Origin of the sequence: Streptomyces sp. NBC_01451 (assembly GCF_036227485.1) — a bacterium.
In the GTDB taxonomy this organism is placed as follows: Bacteria; Actinomycetota; Actinomycetes; order Streptomycetales; family Streptomycetaceae; genus Streptomyces.
The window spans coordinates 4,910,817-4,928,302 of sequence record NZ_CP109479.1 but is presented as its reverse complement, the minus strand read 5'-3'; the positions used below and the strand labels follow the sequence as shown (position 1 = coordinate 4,928,302).

The following is a 17,486-nucleotide window of genomic DNA, read 5'->3' as shown; positions in this document are numbered from 1 at the left end:
CGTTCCTTAAACCAGACTCCCTCGGCACGGCCCGGCCGCAACGCGCTGCCCTCCCGCCGTACCCGGGTTCTCGCACACGCCAAGATGGGATCCGCATGTCCATACTGAGACGTGTCAACGCGCTGCACCTCCTGGGGACGGGCGCCGCCGCGATCGCTCTCTGCGCGGCCTCCGCCTCGGGCGCCTGGGCCACCGGCACGCCCGGCGGTGACGGCTGGGGCTCCAAGACCGGCGGCTACAAGCCCGGCGCCGGCGCGGGCACGAAGACCGAGACCGACCGCTGCCAGTTCTCCCTCGACGGGCAGAACTTCTTCGACTCGGTCCGCGTCGACGACCAGAACCTCAAGCCCACCGAGGACGGCAAGGTCCACATCAAGGTCCGCACCGCCGGTGACGCCAGCACCTGCACCGCCTCCCTCGCCTCCTACATCGCCCACGGTCCCACCTTCGGCACCTCGGGTCTGCAGGTCTTCGTCGACTTCGACACCGTCACGGTCAAGCAGGGTCAGACCGACTCGCTCGACATCGCGGTGCCGGACGCGGGCTGCTTCGCGCAGGTCGACCTCTACCGCGGCAAGGTCAAGTTCGACGGCGACTTCGACGCCAACGACGGCTTCGAGCACGGCGACCTGCCCAAGGGTCCGGATCGTCCGGTCATCAAGGACAAGCTGATCGCCGCCTGGAACGGCGGTACGAAGGACTGCACGACCACGCCTCCGCCGGCCGAGGAGACCCCGGGCACCCCGACCCCGACGCCTCCGGCCGAGGAGACCCCGGGTACGCCGACTCCCTCCGAGCCCGCGTCCGAGACGACCCCGCCCGCCTCCGAGACGCCGTCGACGCCGACTCCGTCCGAGTCGACGCCCTCCGAGTCGGCCTCGGAGTCCACCCCGCCGGCCACCCCGGCGAGCCCGGACAGCTCCCAGCCCCCGCTGGCCGAGACCGGCGGCGGCAGCGCCACCGGCCCCCTCGCGGGCGGCGCCGCGGCACTGCTGATCGGCGGCGCGGCGATCGTGCTGGCGACGAAGCGACGCAAGGCGGGCCGCGCGGGTGCGTGACCCCGTCCGGTAGCGCTTGAGTACGTCCGCAACGCTTGAACACGTCCGCCCCGGTACCGCTCCTCGCGAGCGGTACCGGGGCGGACGTCGTTCCCGAACTACTGGCCCTGGAGCCCAGTACCTGTCGCCGTCGCCATCCCTGTCACCTTCCCTGCCCCTGTCGCTGTCGCTGTCGCTATCGCTTCTCGACCGTCCCGAGGTACAGCCGTACGTACCTCTCCACGTCGATGTCCAGCGCGACATCCACCAACTGCTTCTCCCGGGTGCCGTGGTGGATCTCGGACTCGCCGGGGCGTGGTCTGCGGTCGACGACGGTCTGACCCCGGGTCGGGCCGGGGGCGAGGGAGACCTCGACCGGCAGCAGGCTGGTGGTCAGCCCCGCCGGGTCGGCGACCGCGCAGACGGCACCCGCGTCGCCGAGGCTGCCGGTGGGGGTGGGGTCGCCGCTGAGGGCCGGATCGCGGTGGGCGAGCAGTGCGCCGGCGAGCCGCGCACCCGGTTCCGAACTCGCGCGCAGCCGCTGGACATCGGCCCCGGGCACGACAACGCGCGTGAAGACGTCCAGGCCGTACATGGTGATCGGCACCCCGGCGGTGAGCAGGATCGCGGCGGCCTCCGGGTCGTGCCACACGTTGAACTCGGCGACGGGCGTGGCGTTCCCGATCTCCACCGCGCCGCCCATGAAGACGATCCGCTCGATGTTGCGGGTCACCTCGGGGTACGTACGCAGGAGCAGGGCGATGTTGGTGAGCGGCGCGGTCGGGATGAGCGTGACCGGGCGGGGCGAGCCGAGGATCTCGCGGCGCAGCAGGGTGACCGCGTCCACGTCGACGGCCGTCCGGGTGGTGGACGCGGGCAGGCCGAGGTCGCCCATGCCGTCCTGCCCGTGGACGTGGGCGGCGGACCGCGCCGGCTCGATCAACGGCCGCTCGGCCCCGCGCGCGACCGGCAGATCGGGGGCGCCTGCCTGGTCGAGGACCGTGAGGGTGTTGCGTACGACCTGGTCGACATCCGTGTTCCCGGCGACACAGGTGACCGCGCGGAGGTCGAGTCCCGGGTGGCGTACGGCGAACAGCAGGGCCAGGGCGTCGTCGATGCCGGTGTCGCAGTCGATGATCACGGGCACGGGGTGGGACGGACCGGCGTCGGGCTGGGCTTGGGTGGTGGGTTCCGCAGTCGTCACGGTGAGGGCTCCTTTCCCGGCTGCACAGACTCCCACGCTCTCCGGTTCCCGCTCTCACCGGCGGCCGTGCTCACCCGTACGGCCCGGCCCGCTGGTGGGACCGGGCGCGTGATGGTGCCGTCGGAGGGAGATCTGACTGACGTACCGGCGCCCTGGAGGAACCCCTTGATGACCCGTCGGCCCTCTCCCCGTGCGGTACGTCTGCTCGCCTCGGCCATCGGGATGGGCACCCTGCTGACGATGGCCGCGTGCATGCACGACGAGGACCGCGCGGCGGGCACCCTGGAACGCCGCCAGGCCAGACCCGTCGCCTCCGCCACCGCCCCGGCCCCCGCCGCGCACCGGGCCTCCGCCTCCCCGACCGCCCCGGCCGGCCTCACCGACGCCCAGGCCCAGGGCGCCCTCCTCACCGACGCCGACCTCGGGGCGCCGTGGACCCCCACCGAGGGCGCCGCGCTCTGGCGGGACGCGCTGCTCAAGGCGACGACGGACGACGCCGACTGCGGACGCCTCCTCGACGCCGTGTACACGGAGGAACTGCTGGGCGAACCGGTCGGCGCCCGGGCCGTCGCCGGCTTCGACGACTACGACGAGGGCGGCCAGCTCCGCTACCAGGTCACCGCCGCCCACCGCGCCGACGTGGACACACAGCTCGCCTGGCTCAGGACGATGCCGCAGAAATGCGCCGGCTTCACGGCGGTCGGACCACGCGGCGCCCGCCAGGAGGTGCGGGTCACGGAGATCGGCCTGCCGCAGGCGGGGGACGCCCGACAGGGCCTGCGGCTGTCGACACGCGGCGAACTGGACGGCGCCCCGGCGACACTCACCCTGGATCTAGCCGCCGTACGGGTCGGCGACGACGCGATCGTCGTCACCAACGGCGGCCTGACCGAGCCCCGCACGGAGTACACGGCCCACGCCGTCCAGGTCGGCGCCGAACGCCTGAAGCAGACCCGACAGGACCCCCCGGCCCCGCCCCAGACCCCGGTGCAGGACCAGAGCCCGAGCCCGGCTCCGCCCCGGACGCCGGCAGAGAGCCAGAGCCCGACACAGGAACCGGTCCAACCCCAGCCCCAGCCCCAGCCCCAGGAGCAGGAGGCGGAGGCGGAGGCGGAGGGAGACAGCCAGGACTGGGAACAGACCCAGGACCAGGACACGGGCCAGGACACGGGCCAGGGGCAGGACGGGGATCAGGACCTGTACTGACAGGGGTCCGGCGGGGCGCCGCGGTCCGTGCGGGAGGAGTGTCAGCCCGCGGCAGCCGTCTCCCGTGTACGGGACGACGACGTGCGGCGCTCCAGGTGGACGACCACGTGGGCGTGGAAGCGGTCGACGGACTCGTCGACGCTGCGGATGAAACCGGACTCGGCGTTGCCGCGGGTGTTGCCCATGCTCCGGAAGAGGGACAGACGGAAGCCGGTGATCGGCGTGCCGTCCTTGGGCAGCAGGTCGGCCGGTTCCGGGCGGAGGCGCTCCAGGGTGCCGCGCGGACCGGGCGCCTGACCGGCGAGCAGCGCCTCGACGTGCAAGTCGGCCGGGGCGTCGGCGAGTTGGCGGACCAGTCGCTTGGACCAAGTGAGGGGGTAGCCCTGTTCGGGCGCGGGGATCTCGATGGACGTACGCAGTTTGCCGGTCCGCAGGTCGGCGCAGAGGGCGAGGATGCCGGGCGTGCCGTCGATACGGAGTTCGGCCTCCAGCCGTCCGTCCGCGCACAGTTGGTCGGCAAGCGCGGCACGGCGGGTGCGCGGGTCGCTGCCTCGTTTCGCGCGCTGCACGGGCAGTACCTTCTGGCCGAGTTCACCGCCCAGCCGCAGGCACACCTGCCGGACCAGCCGCTCCCAGCTCTCGACGACGTCGACCGCCCGCGAGTCACCCTGGCACAGGGTCTCGTCGTCGATTCCGTTGCGGACGGGGACCCAGGCGGGGCCCATGTTCTGGAAGCCGTGGCAGCCGGAGTTCTCGTGCTGGAGGTAGTGCAGCAGTTCCTGGAGCAGCCAGGCGTGGGCCGCGTTGCCCACACCCTCGTGGCGGATCAACATCTGGGCCTGGTGGGCGACTTCGGCCCAGGAGAGGTGCCAGAGGGCGACCTTGTGCTTGCGCCGGCCGTCCGCCTTGACCTCGACCAGTGGGCTGCCGTCGAGTTCGACGTCGTTGGAGAGGGTGATGACGGCCTCGTAGCCGCGCCGGGCGGCGATGTCGGCGTACGCCTGTACCTGGTCCGCCTTGAGGGAGTTGCCGTTCGTCTTCGTCTCGACGAGCGCCGTCCACAGCTTCCCGGCCCGCTCGACCCGGATCACACCGTCGGGGCGTCGCGGGGTGTCGCCGTTGGGCAGCGTGACTTCGGTGAACGTCTCCATCCGGCCGGACGGCGCACCGAACCCCGCCGTCAACCGCCGCCCGAACTCCGGTACTTGGGTCATCACTGACAGCAGCACGGAGGTCGCCCGGGTTTCGCGCTCACGGTCGCTCTTGAGGGCGGCGGCGGGGAAGAGGCGTGCCACCCGCCAGGCGTCGTTCTCGGCGAGGGACTTCCTGGCCACCTTGGGCAGCGTGACCTTCTTCTTCGCGGTACGGGGCCGGGGCGCGGCCTTGGTCACCGGCTGGTCCGGCGTCGGCAGGGGCCGCACCGGATCAGCGGGGCGCTCGCTAGTCGGCTGCGTGGGGATGGCGGGCAGGGGTGCAGCCTGGGCCTCCGGCGCAGCCGGCGCTTCCTGCTTCTCCGCCGCCTCTCCCGTTTCCGAGGCCTCCGCGTCGTCGTCGATGTCGACGCCGAAGTCCGTTGCCAGGCCCGCGAGTCCGGACTCGTAGCCCTGGCCGATCGCCCGGAACTTCCAGTCCCCGCCCCGCCGGTAGAGCTCGCCGAAGAGCAGCGCGCCCACCTCGCCGGGGTCGTCGATGGTGAAACGCAGCAGGTTGTCACCGGCGCCGTCGGCGAGCGTCAGGCACAGGTCGTGCAGGTCGGAGAAGCGGGCGCCCTCGTAGCGGCTCGCCGCGACGACGATCCGCTCGGCATCGTCCGCGATCGCCGTCAGGTCGAAGGTGATGCGGTCCTCGTTGCCATCGGCAGTGGGCGCCTTGCCGAGCAACTGCACGCTGCCGTCCGCGGCGACGGGGTTGTTGTAGAAGTAGAAGTCCCCGTCGCTGCGGACCTTGCCGTCGGCGGTCAGCAGCAGGACGGAGACGTCCGCGTCGCCCTCCCCCGTCGGACTGCTCCAGCCCAGTCGCACCATCACCGAGCCGACGTCCTCGCTCAACGCGGCCAGACCAACGTTGGCGCCCTTGACCATCTCGTGCACGAGGCCCCCCAGATGCACCGTAGTGACGTGACACGCACCACACCCCGCGCATCAAGGGAACCCTAGCGCCGGTCAGCGACCATTGGCCCCAAATGGTCGGAAGAAACCCCCTGTTCGCTACTTCTTCGGGGTCTCGAAGGCCTCCCGGAACATCGTCCTCGCCTCGTCCGTGGCCTCGGTTGTGCCGCCGCATGTCGGGATGATGCCGTCGTCGGCGGTGACGAGGTAGTGGGCGCCCATCCGGAACTCCGGGGCCTCCGCGAAAGCCCCGTCGTTGCTGAGGCGGACCTCGTCGGTGGGGTTGGCCAGGTTGGGGTCGAGGCGGTACCAGTGGTCGACCCGGAGGATCACGCGGTCGCCCTCTTCGGCCGTCACCGTGCCCTCGAAGGCGAATTCGCGGTGGCGCAGGGAGTCAGGCGTGGGTTCCGCGCACGCTTCCGAGCCGCTGTCCGGGAGCATCAGGGTCAGGGGCTGAAGCTGGGGCACGCTACCGACTCCCGCCGCGCCTGCCCCCGCCTTGTTTGTCGTGTCCTCTCCGCCCTGCGCGACACCCCAGCTGACACCGCCTCCCACCAGCAGCAGTGCCGTGAAGGCCAGTGCCGGTACGAGGCGGCGGCGCGGCCTCGCGTTCTGAACAGCCTTGGTCGGGGCTGTGGTTGGGGCTGTGTTCGTGTTCATCGTGGCCTCCACGAGACGGGTGACGTCGGGTCGCGGAGCCTTCGAGGTCAGTGCCGGGTCCGTGGCCTTCAGGTGGGCCAGCAACTCGTCGTCGTTCATCGACTGCTCCTTCCGTTTCCGTTTCCGGTACCGGTTCCTTGTCCTTCGTCCGTCTCATGTCCGGGGTGCGGGCCGGTCTTTCGCTCCAACTGGGCCGCCAGTTTCTTCTTCGCCCGGTGCAGCCGGATGCTCACGGCGTTCGCGCTCAGGCCGGTCACCTCGGCGATCCGGCTCGGGGTGAGTTCCTCGTACGCCCACAGGAGGACCACCTCCCGGTCCAGCGCGCGGAGTTGGGCGAGTGCCGCGTGCAGGGCGGTGTGGTCGGGGTCCTCCGTCTCCGCCGTCTCCCGCGTCGTGCCCGTCGCCGTCCACGTCAGGCGTTCCAGCAGCGAGCGTCTACGCCGGTCCGCGCGACGGGCGTTGGCCAGGCAGCCGCGGGCCACGCCGTAGCACCAGGGCAGTACGGCGTCGGGGTCGGGGGCGGGGCCTGGGGCGTGCTTCGACGCCTCCAGACCCGGTACGTCGTCGATACGGCGCCACAGCACCAGCAGCGTCTCCGAGAGCACGTCGTCGACCTGGTCGGGGTCCGCGCGCCGCAGCAGATAGCGGTGCAGCGGCTCCGTCACGACGTGTGCCAGCGCCTCGAAGCGGGCCCGCTGATCCCGGGTGGCCCTCTGTTCCGTCTCCGTCATGGATTCCACGACCTGCCCTGTCCGGCACTCGTGGAATCCTTTCACCACCGCTCAGTTACGAGTGACGGTCAGCGTTTCTCGTACGGGTTCGACGGCTCCGCGACCTTCTTCACCGACCCCGCGTCCAGCACCGGCGGCCAGGCCGCGTCCGAGCCCGGTTTCCCCTTGGGCACCCACGTCCCGGTGACCGTGACCCAGGTGTCCGTGACCGGGGCGTCGGCGTCGCGGATCTCGACCTTGCTCGTCGAGGCGTCGGCCGCGCAGCAGGAGACGAGGAGGCGGGTGACGTACCAGGCGCCGTCGTCCCCGTGGGTGACGAAGCCGGTCAGGCGGACGGTACGGCCCTTGAGGGACCGCCCGCTGTCGAAGATCGCGCGCGAGCTGAACTCGCCGACCGTCAGCTCCAGCGGGTTCCCGGCGGGCAGCGCGGGGAAGGTGCCCACGCCCTGCGCGGCCCGCTGAGCCGCCTCCCGGTCGGCGCTGTACGAGCCCAGGGCGGGCGGCGGGAAGAGGAGCAGCGCGAGGGCGGGGAGCGTCAGCAGCCAGGCGACCCGGGGACCGTGCCCGTGCCCATGCCCATGCCCGTGGGCGTCGTGATCGTGGGCGTCGTGCTCGTGGGCGTCCGTGTCCTCCTCGTCCCGCCGGTGCCGCGCCAGTGCGGCCACCGCCCCCAGCAGCACCAGCAGCACCCCGGACACCACCAGGTACGGCCGCAGCCTCTCCTGCACGTACCGCAGATACAGCTCGCTGAACAGCGAGATCCGCAGCACCGCCCCGCCGGTCAGCAACAGCAGGACAGCGGGTCCGTACCGCCTCACAGCAACCACCACCCGACGACGACACTGCTGCTCACCGCGACCACCCACGTCACCGACGAGAACCGGACGGCGAAGGACCGGCCGAAGGTGCCCGCCTGGAGGGCGATCAGCTTCAGGTCGACCATCGGGCCGACCACCATGAAGGCGAGGCGGGCCGTGGGGGAGAAGCCGCTGAGGGAGGCCGCCACGAAGGCGTCCGCCTCGCTGCACACGCACAGCACGACCGCCAGTACGGCGAGCAGCAGCACGGACAGCCATGCCGAGCCGGTGAACACGTCGAGCACGGACCTCGGTACGACGATGTTGAAGGTCGCCGCCGCGCCCGCACCCAGCACCAGGAAGCCGCCCGCGTGCAGGAAGTCGTGCTGGAGCCCGGCCAGGAACCCGCGCCAGCCGAGGGACGGCTGTCCCCCGCTCCCCGAGGTGGGCTTCCGCAGCCACTCCTCCCGCCCGAACCGTGCCCACAGCCAGCCCATGACGACCGCCGTGGCCAGGGAGGCCACCAGCCGCCCGAGCACCATCTTCGGCTGGCCGGGGAAGGCGATCGAGGTCGCCACCAGCACCACGGGGTTGATCGCCGGTGCGGAGAGCAGGAAGGCGAGCGCGGCGGCCGGGGCCACCCCGCGCCGCATCAGACTTCCCGCGACCGGCACGGACGCGCACTCGCACCCCGGGAGGACGACCCCCGCCGCGCCCGCGATCGGCACGGCGAGCGCCTGGTTGCGCGGGAGCAGCCGGGTGAACACCTTCTCCGGTACGAACGCCCCGATCGCCGCCGACACCACCGTGCCCAGCAGCAGAAACGGCACTCCCTGCACCACGACCGCCGTGAACACCGTCCACCAGGCGGCCACGGCGGGCGTGTACAGGTCGAGGGCGACGGTCGGCCCGAGTACGGAGGCGACGGTGACGATCGCGATCAGCGCGACGCCACCCACGACGGCGTACACGAACGCGCGTACGACGAGCATCAGCCCGTCGGCCACACTCCGCCCGCCGGCGCCGTATCCGCCGCCATACCCTTCGCCGTGCTCGCCGTGCTCGCCGTCCAAGCGCCCGTACCGTTCCGATCCGGTCAAATGTTCACAGTTCAGGCCGAAGGGTAGCCGCCCGTACTGTGCGCCGCCTCCGATTCGTCAAAGAGGAGGCTGTGCGGGCGCCGGGCCCAGGGTGGTGGTCCCGGGGGCCGTACGATGCCCCAGCCCCGTCCGGTAGGCGTCGAGCGCGGCCTCGACCCGGCCGGTCCGGCGCAGCAGATCGCCGAGCAGCCGGCACAGGTCGGCGAGGTCGCCGGCGGCGCCCGCGCGCTCCAGGACGCTGAGGGCGCGGACGTAGTGCTCCTCCGCCCGCTCCGTGTCGCGGGCGTCCTCGGCGATGATCCCGAGCAGCCGGTGGGCGGCGGCCGAGTGGACGGCGCCGCGCTCCGAGGACAGGTCCCCGAGTACGTCGTGCAGCAGCGCCGCCGCCTCGTCCGACTTGCCTCGCCGGTGCAGTACGTCGGCCAGCTCGACCGTGACCTGGCTGCTGTAGAGGGCGGCGCGCTTGGCGGACAGCATGGCGTGCGCCTCCCGCAACTCGGCCTCGGCGCGCGCCAGTTCGTTCTGCTGGGCGTACAGATAGCCGCGCATCCAGTGGCAGTTGGCCAGCTCGGTACGGATCTGAAGCTGCCGGTACAGCTCGGAGGCCTTCGCCAGCGAGGCGTCGGCGTCCGCGTACCGCCCCTCGGCGAGCATCGTCCGGGCCACCTGACGGTGCATCCGGGCGACCAACGCCGGATCGCTCACCTGCGGGGCGAGCGCGAGGGCGAGTTCGGCGGCCTGGGCCGCGCGCGCGTGGGCGCCCATGTCCATGTAGGGGGCGATGGAACTGGCGTAGAGGGGGAGGAGAGCGTCCGGGTCGTGCAGCCCGCTGCGGTTCAGCTCGTCGATCGTGGACTCGAGAAGGTATACGGAGTAGCGGAGTTCGCCGGCGAGGTAGTGCGCGACGGCCCGCCCGCGCAGGGCGGGTACCCGGCCGGTCAGGGGCTCGTCGGCCAGACACCGCTCGGCAAGCTCGAAGTGGTTCTGGGCGGCGGCGAGATCCCCGGTGTCCACCCCGCACTCGCCGAGCCCGAGCAGTGCGGCTGCCTCCTCCGCGAGGAGCCCGAGCCGCGCGGCCTCGTCCCTCAGCTCCGCGTACTGCTTGGCCGCCGCCTCGGTCTCGCCGGTGGCGAGGGTGCGCTGGGCGTCGGTGAGGCGCAGCCGTAGATCGGTGGCCAGGTGGGCGGGCCGCCCGGTCACCAACTCCTCGTACGCCACCCCGAGCCGCTCGGCGATGTGCCGCAGCGCCTCGTCGGAGGCCCGGACGCGTCCCGCCTCCAGGGTGGAGATGTAGGCGGGGGTGTAGGCGGGCTCCGCCAACTGCCGCTGTGTCAGCCCCTGCTCGATACGCAGCCGTTGCACCCGGCGCCCGATGACTTCCGGGTCGTCCCGCTCAGCCATCGCCCAACTCCCCTGTGCCCACTTGCCGTTGAGGTCCGTCAACCTCTACGTTAAGCCACGAGTTAAGCGTGCTTAATACGTCGCTGTTGTTGCGAGGTTGCCGTGCTCTCACACTTCAGAGCGGTCTGCGCGGCGATCGTCGCCGCCGCCACACTCATCATCGCGGCGAACGCCGGCCCGGCACGGGCGGCGGAGCCGCATCATGCCGGGCCACTGAGCCAGGAAACGAGCCGGGAACCGGGTCCGACTCAGGGTCGGCCGGGGTAGGTAAGCGTCAGTTCGAGCGGACCGCCAGAACCGCCGGAACCTCGCGCTCGCTCAGAACTCCGCCGTGTCCAGCTCGAACCCCAGGGGCGCGGGCAGGGGCACGGTCAGGCCCAGTTTGTGCTTCAGGCTCTTGGCGTAGTCGTCACCCGAGGGCTCGGAGTACACCAACACCTCGCCCTCGTCCCGGTCGATCAGCAGATAGACGGGGATGTCGGCACGGGCGTAGCCACGGATCTTCTTGTCACGGTCGCGGGCGGCGGTCGAGTCGGAGGTGACCTCGGCGACCAGGAGTACGGGGGCCGGATCGTGCCACTCCTCCTGGTCGTCGAAACTGCCCTTGGGCGCGACGACCAGGTCGGGGATGACATGGCCGGTCTCGGATGCTCCTGGAACGTTCAGGCCGATGCCCGTGTAACTGCGCAAGGCACGGTCAGTGCGGCGCTCGGCCACCTGATCCACGACCTCCGACACGATCTCCTCGTGCTCCCCATTCGCCGGTGGCACCACGTAGATCTCCCCTTCGACCAGCTCTACGCGCCAGCCCTCAGGGGCAGCCGCACTGAACAGCTCGAAGGCCTGCTCGACGCTTGCGCCGCCCAGGTACTCACGCATACGCCTCTCGTAGCGCTCGCCATCGGGATCATCAGGATCGTCGTACGGACCATGAATGGCCTCGCCCTGGTAACCCGCCATGATGATCGGCTCCGCCGTCGCCATGTCAGACCTCCTTCGCTCAGCGCGACAGTCCCAGGGTAGACCGGCGGCCCGAATACGGAATCCTGAACCATTCACTCGAACGAGCGTGCTGTTACGTTTCCGCACACAGCCGCCCCTTGTCAGACTGCGGGCTCCCGGGAACCCACCAGCCGGCTCCTCCCCCCGCTCACCCCGAAGTAGATCGTCCCGGCGACCAGCACCCCGATGAACCACGAGTACGGTCCCAGCGCGGCCCCGTACCCCGAAGGTCCGTACGTCGGGAGGATGCTGGAGAAGATCGCGCCGACCGCCGCCGCCGCGAAGGCGCGGATGTTCCAGCCGCCCTGGAAGCGGAACTCGCCGTCCTCCTTGTAGAGGTCCGGGATGTTCAGCTGGGCCTTGCGGATGAGGTAGTAGTCGACCACCACCACTCCGAAGATCGGGCCCATCGTCGAGCCGATCGCGTTGACGAAACTCGGGGCGTTGTCCCAGGGGTGGAGGGGGTAGAGGAGCAGCGCGATGACCGCCGCGATCAGGCCGCCCCGCTTGAACGAGATGTGCTTCGGGGCCACGTTGGCGAAGTCGAAGGCCGGGCTGACGAAGTTGGCGACGACGTTGATGCCGAGGGTCGCGACGGCGAACGTCAGGGCGGCCAGCAGGACGAGGAACGCGCTGTCGAACTTCGCCGAGATCGCCGCCGGTTCGAGGATGACCTCGCCGTACACCTTGCTGGCGGAGGCCGTTGTCATCGCCGCCACCAGCGAGAACAGGATCAGGTTGACGGGCAGGCCCCAGACGTTGCCCTTCTTCAGGGTCTTCTCGTCCGGCGTGAAACGGGCGAAGTCACCGAAGTTCAGGAACAGCGCGGCGAAGTACGTCACCCAGGTCGCCGCGATGGCCGCTATCGCGGCGAACGAACCCGGCGTCACGTCCAGGCCGGTCGCGTTCTTCGCCAGGGCGGCCAGGTCCTTGGCGGGCATGTCCACCGTGAAGGACAGCGTGCCCGCCTTCACCGACAGGGCCACCGCCAGCACCAGCATCATCAGCCAGACCGCCGGGCCGGCGAAGTCCTGGAACCGGCGGACCGTCTCCATCCCCTTGCTGATGATCAGCAGTTGGGCCGCCCAGACGGCGAGGTAGCAGATGACCTCCAGCCCGCTGTGGTCGAACAGACGGCTCGTCTCGTGCAGGTGCTTCGGGCCGTCGTAGCGGACGAGGAACGCCACGATCGCGCCCGCCGCCGCGCTGGTCTGGGCGCCGTACCAGAAGGTGGCGACGACCGCTCTGACCAGCGCCGGTACGTTCGCGCCGAAGGTGCCGAAGGAGGCACGGGCCAGGACGGGGTACGGGACGCCCGTGCGCACGCCCGCCTTTCCGATCAGCGTCATCAGGTAGTAGATGATCAGTGATCCGACGCCGATGCCGATCAGGAACTTGAAGGTGTTGCCGGCGACCAGGAACAGGCTGGCGGCGAGGAAGTAGCCGTACAGACTGTGTACGTCCGAGGTCCAGACGTTGAAGATGCTGAACGCGCCCCACTTGCGCTCGGTGGCCGGGGCCAGGTCCTCGTTGTAGAGACGGGGGGAGTAGCCCTCCCTGTCCGCGAGCTCCGTATCTCCGCCTGGGTCTCTGACCGTGTCCGTCATCGCGTTCTCTTCCTGCGCGGGTCGCCACGATGGCGCCGGATGACGTAAAGGGAACGGGCGGGGTGTTTCTCCCAAATGCCGCACACGTAACCGGCCTGTCAATGGAAGTTTTCTTCCATCGGGGATTCGGAGCGGGATCGGAGTGGGATCCGTCGCGGAGCGAGCCGCACAGGGACGGGCGCCGCAAAAAACAAAGGCAAGGAGTTCCGCACCCCTTGCCATGTTCAAGATATAGCGCACCGGGGGGCTTGCGGCAAGGCCCCCGTTGTGCCGCAGAATCTCCGGCCTAGGGCCTTGAACTGCGAAAACGGGGAGTCTCGAAGTGCGTGTTCTGTTGTCGGTCCACGGGTCGGGCGGGGACGTCCGGCCGATGGCCGCCGCCCTCGCGGTGGCATTGCGGGAATTCGGGACCGAGGTGCGGGTGTGCGCGCCGTCGTCCGGACGGGAGCTGATGCTTTGAATCCCCTGACCACCACCACGTCCAGCACCACCATGTCCACCACCAGCGCGTTCGACCTCTCTGACCATCTCTCCGCCAAGGCCGACCCGAAGCTGATCGGCCGCGACGAGGAGCACTTCGCCGCCGTCGCGGCGTGCCTGGAGCAGTCGATCGCCGAGCTGACCGGCCGTCTCGACGCCGAGCGCAGGGCACCCGGCGGCACCGGCCGCGACGCCATGGACCGGGACACCGAGATCCACCGGCTCACCGCCCGCCTGCGCGCACTGCGCCGCTTCGGGCTCGACCTGTGCCTCGGCCACATGGTCAGCGCGGACGACCCCGGGCAGGCCGTGTACGTCGGACGCCTCGGCCTCACCGACTCCACGGGCCGTCGGCTGCTGCTCGACTGGCGCTCCCCCGCCGCCGAGCCGTTCTTCGGCGCCACCCACGGCAACCCGATGGGCCTGGCGAGCCGCCGCCGGTACCGCTGGACCGACGGCCGGATCAACGACTACTGGGACGAGGTGTTCGCCCCGGACGGGTTCGACGGACACGCCGCCGCCCTCGACGACCAGTCCGCCTTCATCGCCAGCCTGGGCACCAACCGCTCACCGCGCATGCGGGACGTCCTCGGCACCATCCAGGCCGACCAGGACGCCATCATCCGCGCCGGTTCGCGCGGCGCGCTCGTCGTGGACGGCGGCCCGGGCACGGGCAAGACCGTCGTCGCCCTGCACCGCTCCGCCTACCTCCTCTACGCCGATCCCCGTCTCGGTCATCACCGTCGTGGCGGTGGCGTGCTGTTCGTCGGCCCGCACCGGCCCTACCTCGCGTACGTCGCCGATGTCCTCCCCAGTCTCGGTGAGGAGGGCGTGCAGACCTGCACACTGCGGGACCTCGTCGACGAGGGGGCCGCCGCGGCGGTCGAGGCCGACCCGGACGTGGCCCGCCTGAAGTCGTCCGCCGACCTGGTGAAGGCCCTCGAGAAGGCCGTCGCCTTCTACGAGGAGCCGCCCACCCAGGGGATCACCGTCTCGACCCCCTGGTCCGACGTCCGGCTGACCGCCGCCGACTGGGCCGTCGCCTTCGAATCGGCCCCCGGTGTGCCCCACAACGAGGCCCGCGACCAGGTCTGGGAGGAACTCCTCACGATCCTCGCCGACAAACACGACAGCGACGACCACGACGGCGACCTCGGTGTCTCACCCGACCAGCTCCGCAAGTCACTCGCGCAGGACGGGGAGTTGGTCGCCGCCTTCAACCGCGCGTGGCCGCTGCTCGAAGCGGCCGACCTCGTCGGAGACCTGTGGTCCGTGCCCGCCTACCTGCGGATGTGCGCGCCCTGGCTGACCCCCGAAGAGGTACGGAAGCTGCAACGCGCGGACGACGTTCACGCCTGGACCGTGTCCGACCTGCCGATCCTCGACGCGGCACGCCAGCGGCTCGGCGACCCGGAGGCCGCCCGGCGCAAACGTCGGCACGAGAGCGTCCTCGCGGCCCAGCGCGAGCGGATGACCCAGGTCGTGGACAACCTGATCGACGCCGTACGCGACTCCGGCGCCGACGGTGACGAGGGCGAGGGCCTCGTGCGGATGCTGCGCGGCCGGGACGCCGGGGTCAGCCTGGTCGACGAGTCCGAACTGACCGTCGCCGAAGCGGACTTGCTCGCCGGGCCGTTCGCGCACATCGTCGTGGACGAGGCCCAGGAACTGACCGACGCGGAGTGGCAGATGCTGCTCCTGCGGTGCCCGTCCCGGAGTTTCACCATCGTCGGTGACCGCGCCCAGGCCCGGCACGGGTTCACGGAGTCGTGGGAGGAACGGCTGCGGCGGATCGGGCTCGACCGGATCAACCTGGCCTCCCTCAGCATCAACTACCGCACGCCGGAGGAGATCATGGCGGAGGCCGAGCCGGTCATCCGGGCCGCCCTCCCCGACGCCAACGTGCCGACCTCGATCCGCAGCGGCGGGGTTCCTGTTGCCCACGGCTCGGCGTCCGAGCTGGACGCGCTCCTGGCCACCTGGCTCGACTCACACGCCGACGGCATCGCCTGCGTCATCGGAGACCCCGGGTTCCGGCCGACGCCCCGGGTGCGGTCACTGACCCCGGAACTGTCGAAAGGGCTCGAATTCGACCTGGTGGTCGTCATCGACCCGGAGAAGTTCGGCGAGGGCATCGAGGGGGCCGTGGATCGCTATGTCGCGATGACTCGGGCGACCCAGCAGCTCGTCATCCTGACCAGCTGACGAACGCGGCGAAGGCCTCCGGCGTGAGCGTGAGAGCGCCCAGGTCGGGGGCCTTTGAGTCGCGGATCGCGATGTGGGGGGTCAGGGGGGCTACTTCGACGCAGTCGCCGCCGGTGTTGCCGCTGTACGAGGACTTGCGCCAGGCGGCGGTGCCGAGGGGGGCGCACTCGACACAATCGCCGCCGCTGGAGCCGCTATACGACGACTTACGCCACTGTGCGCTCGCCAGACTCGGGCTGCTCCCCATAGCGTTCCTCCATAAGTCGAGCGATCAGCACCGCCGACTCCTTCGGAGAGAGGGCGTCGGCCTGCAAACGAGCGTATCCGACAGAACGCTCCCTGATCACTTGCGGGTTGGCAGTCATGTGCCCCGCGTCGTAGCTCTCGCTGTAGTGGATGTCGGGGTCGTCATCGAAGCGTAGGAGATTGAACGAGCCCATCATCGCTGCGTGTTCACCTACTGAGAACGGCAGCACCTGAAGCTGGGTCCACGGCTGATCGAAGCAACCCAACAAGTGGGCGAGTTGCCTCCGCATGATCCCCCGGCCACCGATCTGCCGGTGCAGCGCCGACTCATCCAGCACCACGTACAGGACGGGCGGCTGGTCGCGTTTCAAGATCCGCTGGCGATCCATCCGAGCCGCCACCAGCTCGTCGAGCCTGTCCGTTTGATCGACACCCAGTACAGCCCGTGCGTACTCCTCCGTCTGCAGCAGCCCGTACACCAACTGGCACTGATACGTGGAGATATATGTGGCCCTCGCCTCCATCTCCGCGTAAGCCTGGAACCAGTGCGGCAGTTGGCTGCGCAGCACCAACCCCACCAGCCGCGAGAACTCCCCGTCCGTTCCCAGTGCCGCGTCCACCCGTTCCGCGAACTCCCTGGTGGGAACCTTCCTCGCCGTCTCGACCTGGCCCACCAGTGACCCCGTACAGAAGATGCACGCGCCCAACTCCCCCTGGGTGAGGCCCGCTTCCTCTCTCTTCCTGCGCAGCTCGAAGCCGAAGTAGTCCAGCGGCGACGCACTGGGGTCGAGTTCGCGGATGTTGGGCACTGCGGGCCACCCCCAAGCTGACGCTTCGCGTCGTTGGATTCGTTCCGTAGCCCAGCGTAACCACGCCACTCCACTCTGGTGACGTGAATCACGCAACTGACGCAACCGACCTGGACGAAAGCCCACTTGGGCCGAGGTACGGCATGGACTTCACCCTCGGTGACCACTCGGCCCGGCATCTGCGGTGCATCCTGCGGGCGTACCTCGGCTCCTGGGGCATGTCCGACCTCGCCGACTCCGCCACCCTCGCCCTGACCGAGCTGGTCTCCAACGTCGTACGGCATGTCCCCGACCGGCGCGCCACCGTACTGCTGCTGCGGCGGCCCGGCGGGGTCCTCGTCGAGGTCACCGACACGGAACCGAGGGGCCCGGGGTCATCCACAGCTGTGGATGACGAAGGCGGGCGCGGACTCGTGATCGTCGAGGCCGTCACCGACCGCTGGGGCTGGTACAGCCTGCCCGCGCATCCCACACGTACCGGAAAGACCGTCTGGTTCGAGTGCCGGAGCAAGGAGCCGGTGTGATGGAAACCATGACATACCCCTCTCCTTCCTCCCCCTTCTCCCACATACCGTGGAGTGATGTCCCCTCTGGTCAGAATCAGCAGCGCGTTCGCGCCCCGTTTCGCGGAGTTCGCGTTCGAGCCTGCCTTCACGGCCGCCGTGGACCAGCACGTAGCGGAGATAAGGGAACGGATCGCGGCCGGCGGCCCCGGGCTCGTTCCCCGGCAGCCGCACCGCGAAGACCTCACCGACTACGCGCTCGGGTTCCTCGACGCGCTCGACGAACTCGACTGGCGCGAACCCGTCGGGCACGACTACGCGGTGTGCCGCCTGACCGCCATCAGCTGGCTGGTCGAGCGGCACGACCTCCTCGCCACGCCCACCGATTGA

16 protein-coding genes are annotated in these 17,486 nt (G+C 70.4%); 5 read left to right on the top strand and 11 right to left on the bottom strand.

Translation table 11 applies throughout. From position 1 onward, the window contains the following. The first annotated feature begins 95 nt into the window (after positions 1-95). Positions 96-1,058: an LAETG motif-containing sortase-dependent surface protein gene (locus tag OG595_RS21610; RefSeq protein WP_329274301.1), complete on the top strand. Its 963-nt coding sequence runs from the start codon at positions 96-98 to the stop codon at positions 1,056-1,058. A 175-nt stretch (positions 1,059-1,233) separates the two neighbouring features. On the opposite strand, the gene OG595_RS21605 is transcribed toward OG595_RS21610, so the two are convergent. Beyond that, positions 1,234-2,241, bottom strand: coding sequence for a nucleoside hydrolase (locus OG595_RS21605; protein ID WP_329274299.1), 1,008 nt, complete (start codon positions 2,239-2,241; stop codon positions 1,234-1,236). Between the two features lie 168 nt (positions 2,242-2,409). Between OG595_RS21605 and OG595_RS21600 the strand changes: the two genes are divergently transcribed. Continuing rightward, complete coding sequence (locus OG595_RS21600) at positions 2,410-3,447, top strand: hypothetical protein (RefSeq protein WP_329274296.1); 1,038 nt, start codon at positions 2,410-2,412, stop codon at positions 3,445-3,447. A gap of 41 nt (positions 3,448-3,488) precedes the next feature. Here the strand turns inward: OG595_RS21600 and OG595_RS21595 are convergent, their stop codons facing one another. From OG595_RS21595 to OG595_RS21560, 8 genes are all read right to left on the bottom strand, one after another. Next, positions 3,489-5,528, bottom strand: a complete 2,040-nt coding sequence (locus OG595_RS21595; protein WP_329283095.1) for a TerD family protein — start codon at positions 5,526-5,528, stop codon at positions 3,489-3,491. Positions 5,529-5,654: 126 nt separating this feature from the next. Continuing rightward, positions 5,655-6,314 (bottom strand): hypothetical protein, encoded by a 660-nt coding sequence (locus OG595_RS21590; RefSeq protein WP_329274293.1) that lies wholly within the window; start codon positions 6,312-6,314, stop codon positions 5,655-5,657. Beyond that, positions 6,311-6,946 (bottom strand): RNA polymerase sigma factor, encoded by a 636-nt coding sequence (locus OG595_RS21585; protein WP_329274291.1) that lies wholly within the window; start codon positions 6,944-6,946, stop codon positions 6,311-6,313. Before OG595_RS21585 ends, OG595_RS21590 begins: the two co-directional genes overlap by 4 nt. Positions 6,947-7,014: 68 nt before the next feature. Continuing rightward, positions 7,015-7,764 carry a TIGR03943 family putative permease subunit gene (locus tag OG595_RS21580; protein ID WP_329274288.1) on the bottom strand — a complete coding sequence of 250 codons (750 nt, stop codon included), beginning with the start codon at positions 7,762-7,764 and terminating at the stop codon, positions 7,015-7,017. After that, positions 7,761-8,735: a permease gene (locus OG595_RS21575; RefSeq protein WP_329283093.1), complete on the bottom strand. Its 975-nt coding sequence runs from the start codon at positions 8,733-8,735 to the stop codon at positions 7,761-7,763. Before OG595_RS21575 ends, OG595_RS21580 begins: the two co-directional genes overlap by 4 nt. 165 nt (positions 8,736-8,900) lie before the next feature. Beyond that, positions 8,901-10,244: a helix-turn-helix domain-containing protein gene (locus tag OG595_RS21570; RefSeq protein ID WP_329274287.1), complete on the bottom strand. Its 1,344-nt coding sequence runs from the start codon at positions 10,242-10,244 to the stop codon at positions 8,901-8,903. A 318-nt stretch (positions 10,245-10,562) separates the two neighbouring features. Continuing rightward, the gene (locus tag OG595_RS21565) at positions 10,563-11,123 is read right to left on the bottom strand and encodes a Uma2 family endonuclease (RefSeq protein ID WP_329283091.1); all 561 of its coding nucleotides are present in this window, start codon (positions 11,121-11,123) and stop codon (positions 10,563-10,565) included. Positions 11,124-11,347: 224 nt separating this feature from the next. Continuing rightward, positions 11,348-12,853, bottom strand: a complete 1,506-nt coding sequence (locus OG595_RS21560; RefSeq protein ID WP_329274284.1) for an NCS1 family nucleobase:cation symporter-1 — start codon at positions 12,851-12,853, stop codon at positions 11,348-11,350. Between the two features lie 492 nt (positions 12,854-13,345). Between OG595_RS21560 and helR the strand changes: the two genes are divergently transcribed. Continuing rightward, positions 13,346-15,538: an RNA polymerase recycling motor ATPase HelR gene (gene helR, locus OG595_RS21555; protein ID WP_329283090.1), complete on the top strand. Its 2,193-nt coding sequence runs from the start codon at positions 13,346-13,348 to the stop codon at positions 15,536-15,538. On the opposite strand, the gene OG595_RS21550 is transcribed toward helR, so the two are convergent. Continuing rightward, a complete protein-coding gene (locus OG595_RS21550) occupies positions 15,522-15,785 on the bottom strand; it encodes a DUF397 domain-containing protein (protein WP_329274282.1) in 264 nt (87 codons plus the stop codon). The genes helR and OG595_RS21550 overlap by 17 nt on opposite strands. Next, positions 15,745-16,593, bottom strand: a complete 849-nt coding sequence (locus OG595_RS21545; RefSeq protein WP_329274280.1) for a helix-turn-helix domain-containing protein — start codon at positions 16,591-16,593, stop codon at positions 15,745-15,747. Before OG595_RS21545 ends, OG595_RS21550 begins: the two co-directional genes overlap by 41 nt. A gap of 83 nt (positions 16,594-16,676) precedes the next feature. On the opposite strand from OG595_RS21545, the gene OG595_RS21540 reads away from it, so the two are divergent. Both OG595_RS21540 and OG595_RS21535 read left to right on the top strand, forming a co-directional pair. Further along, the gene (locus OG595_RS21540; RefSeq protein ID WP_329274277.1) at positions 16,677-17,117 is read left to right on the top strand and encodes an ATP-binding protein; all 441 of its coding nucleotides are present in this window, start codon (positions 16,677-16,679) and stop codon (positions 17,115-17,117) included. Positions 17,118-17,174: 57 nt separating this feature from the next. Next, the gene (locus OG595_RS21535) at positions 17,175-17,486 is read left to right on the top strand and encodes a DUF6401 family natural product biosynthesis protein (protein ID WP_329274275.1); all 312 of its coding nucleotides are present in this window, start codon (positions 17,175-17,177) and stop codon (positions 17,484-17,486) included.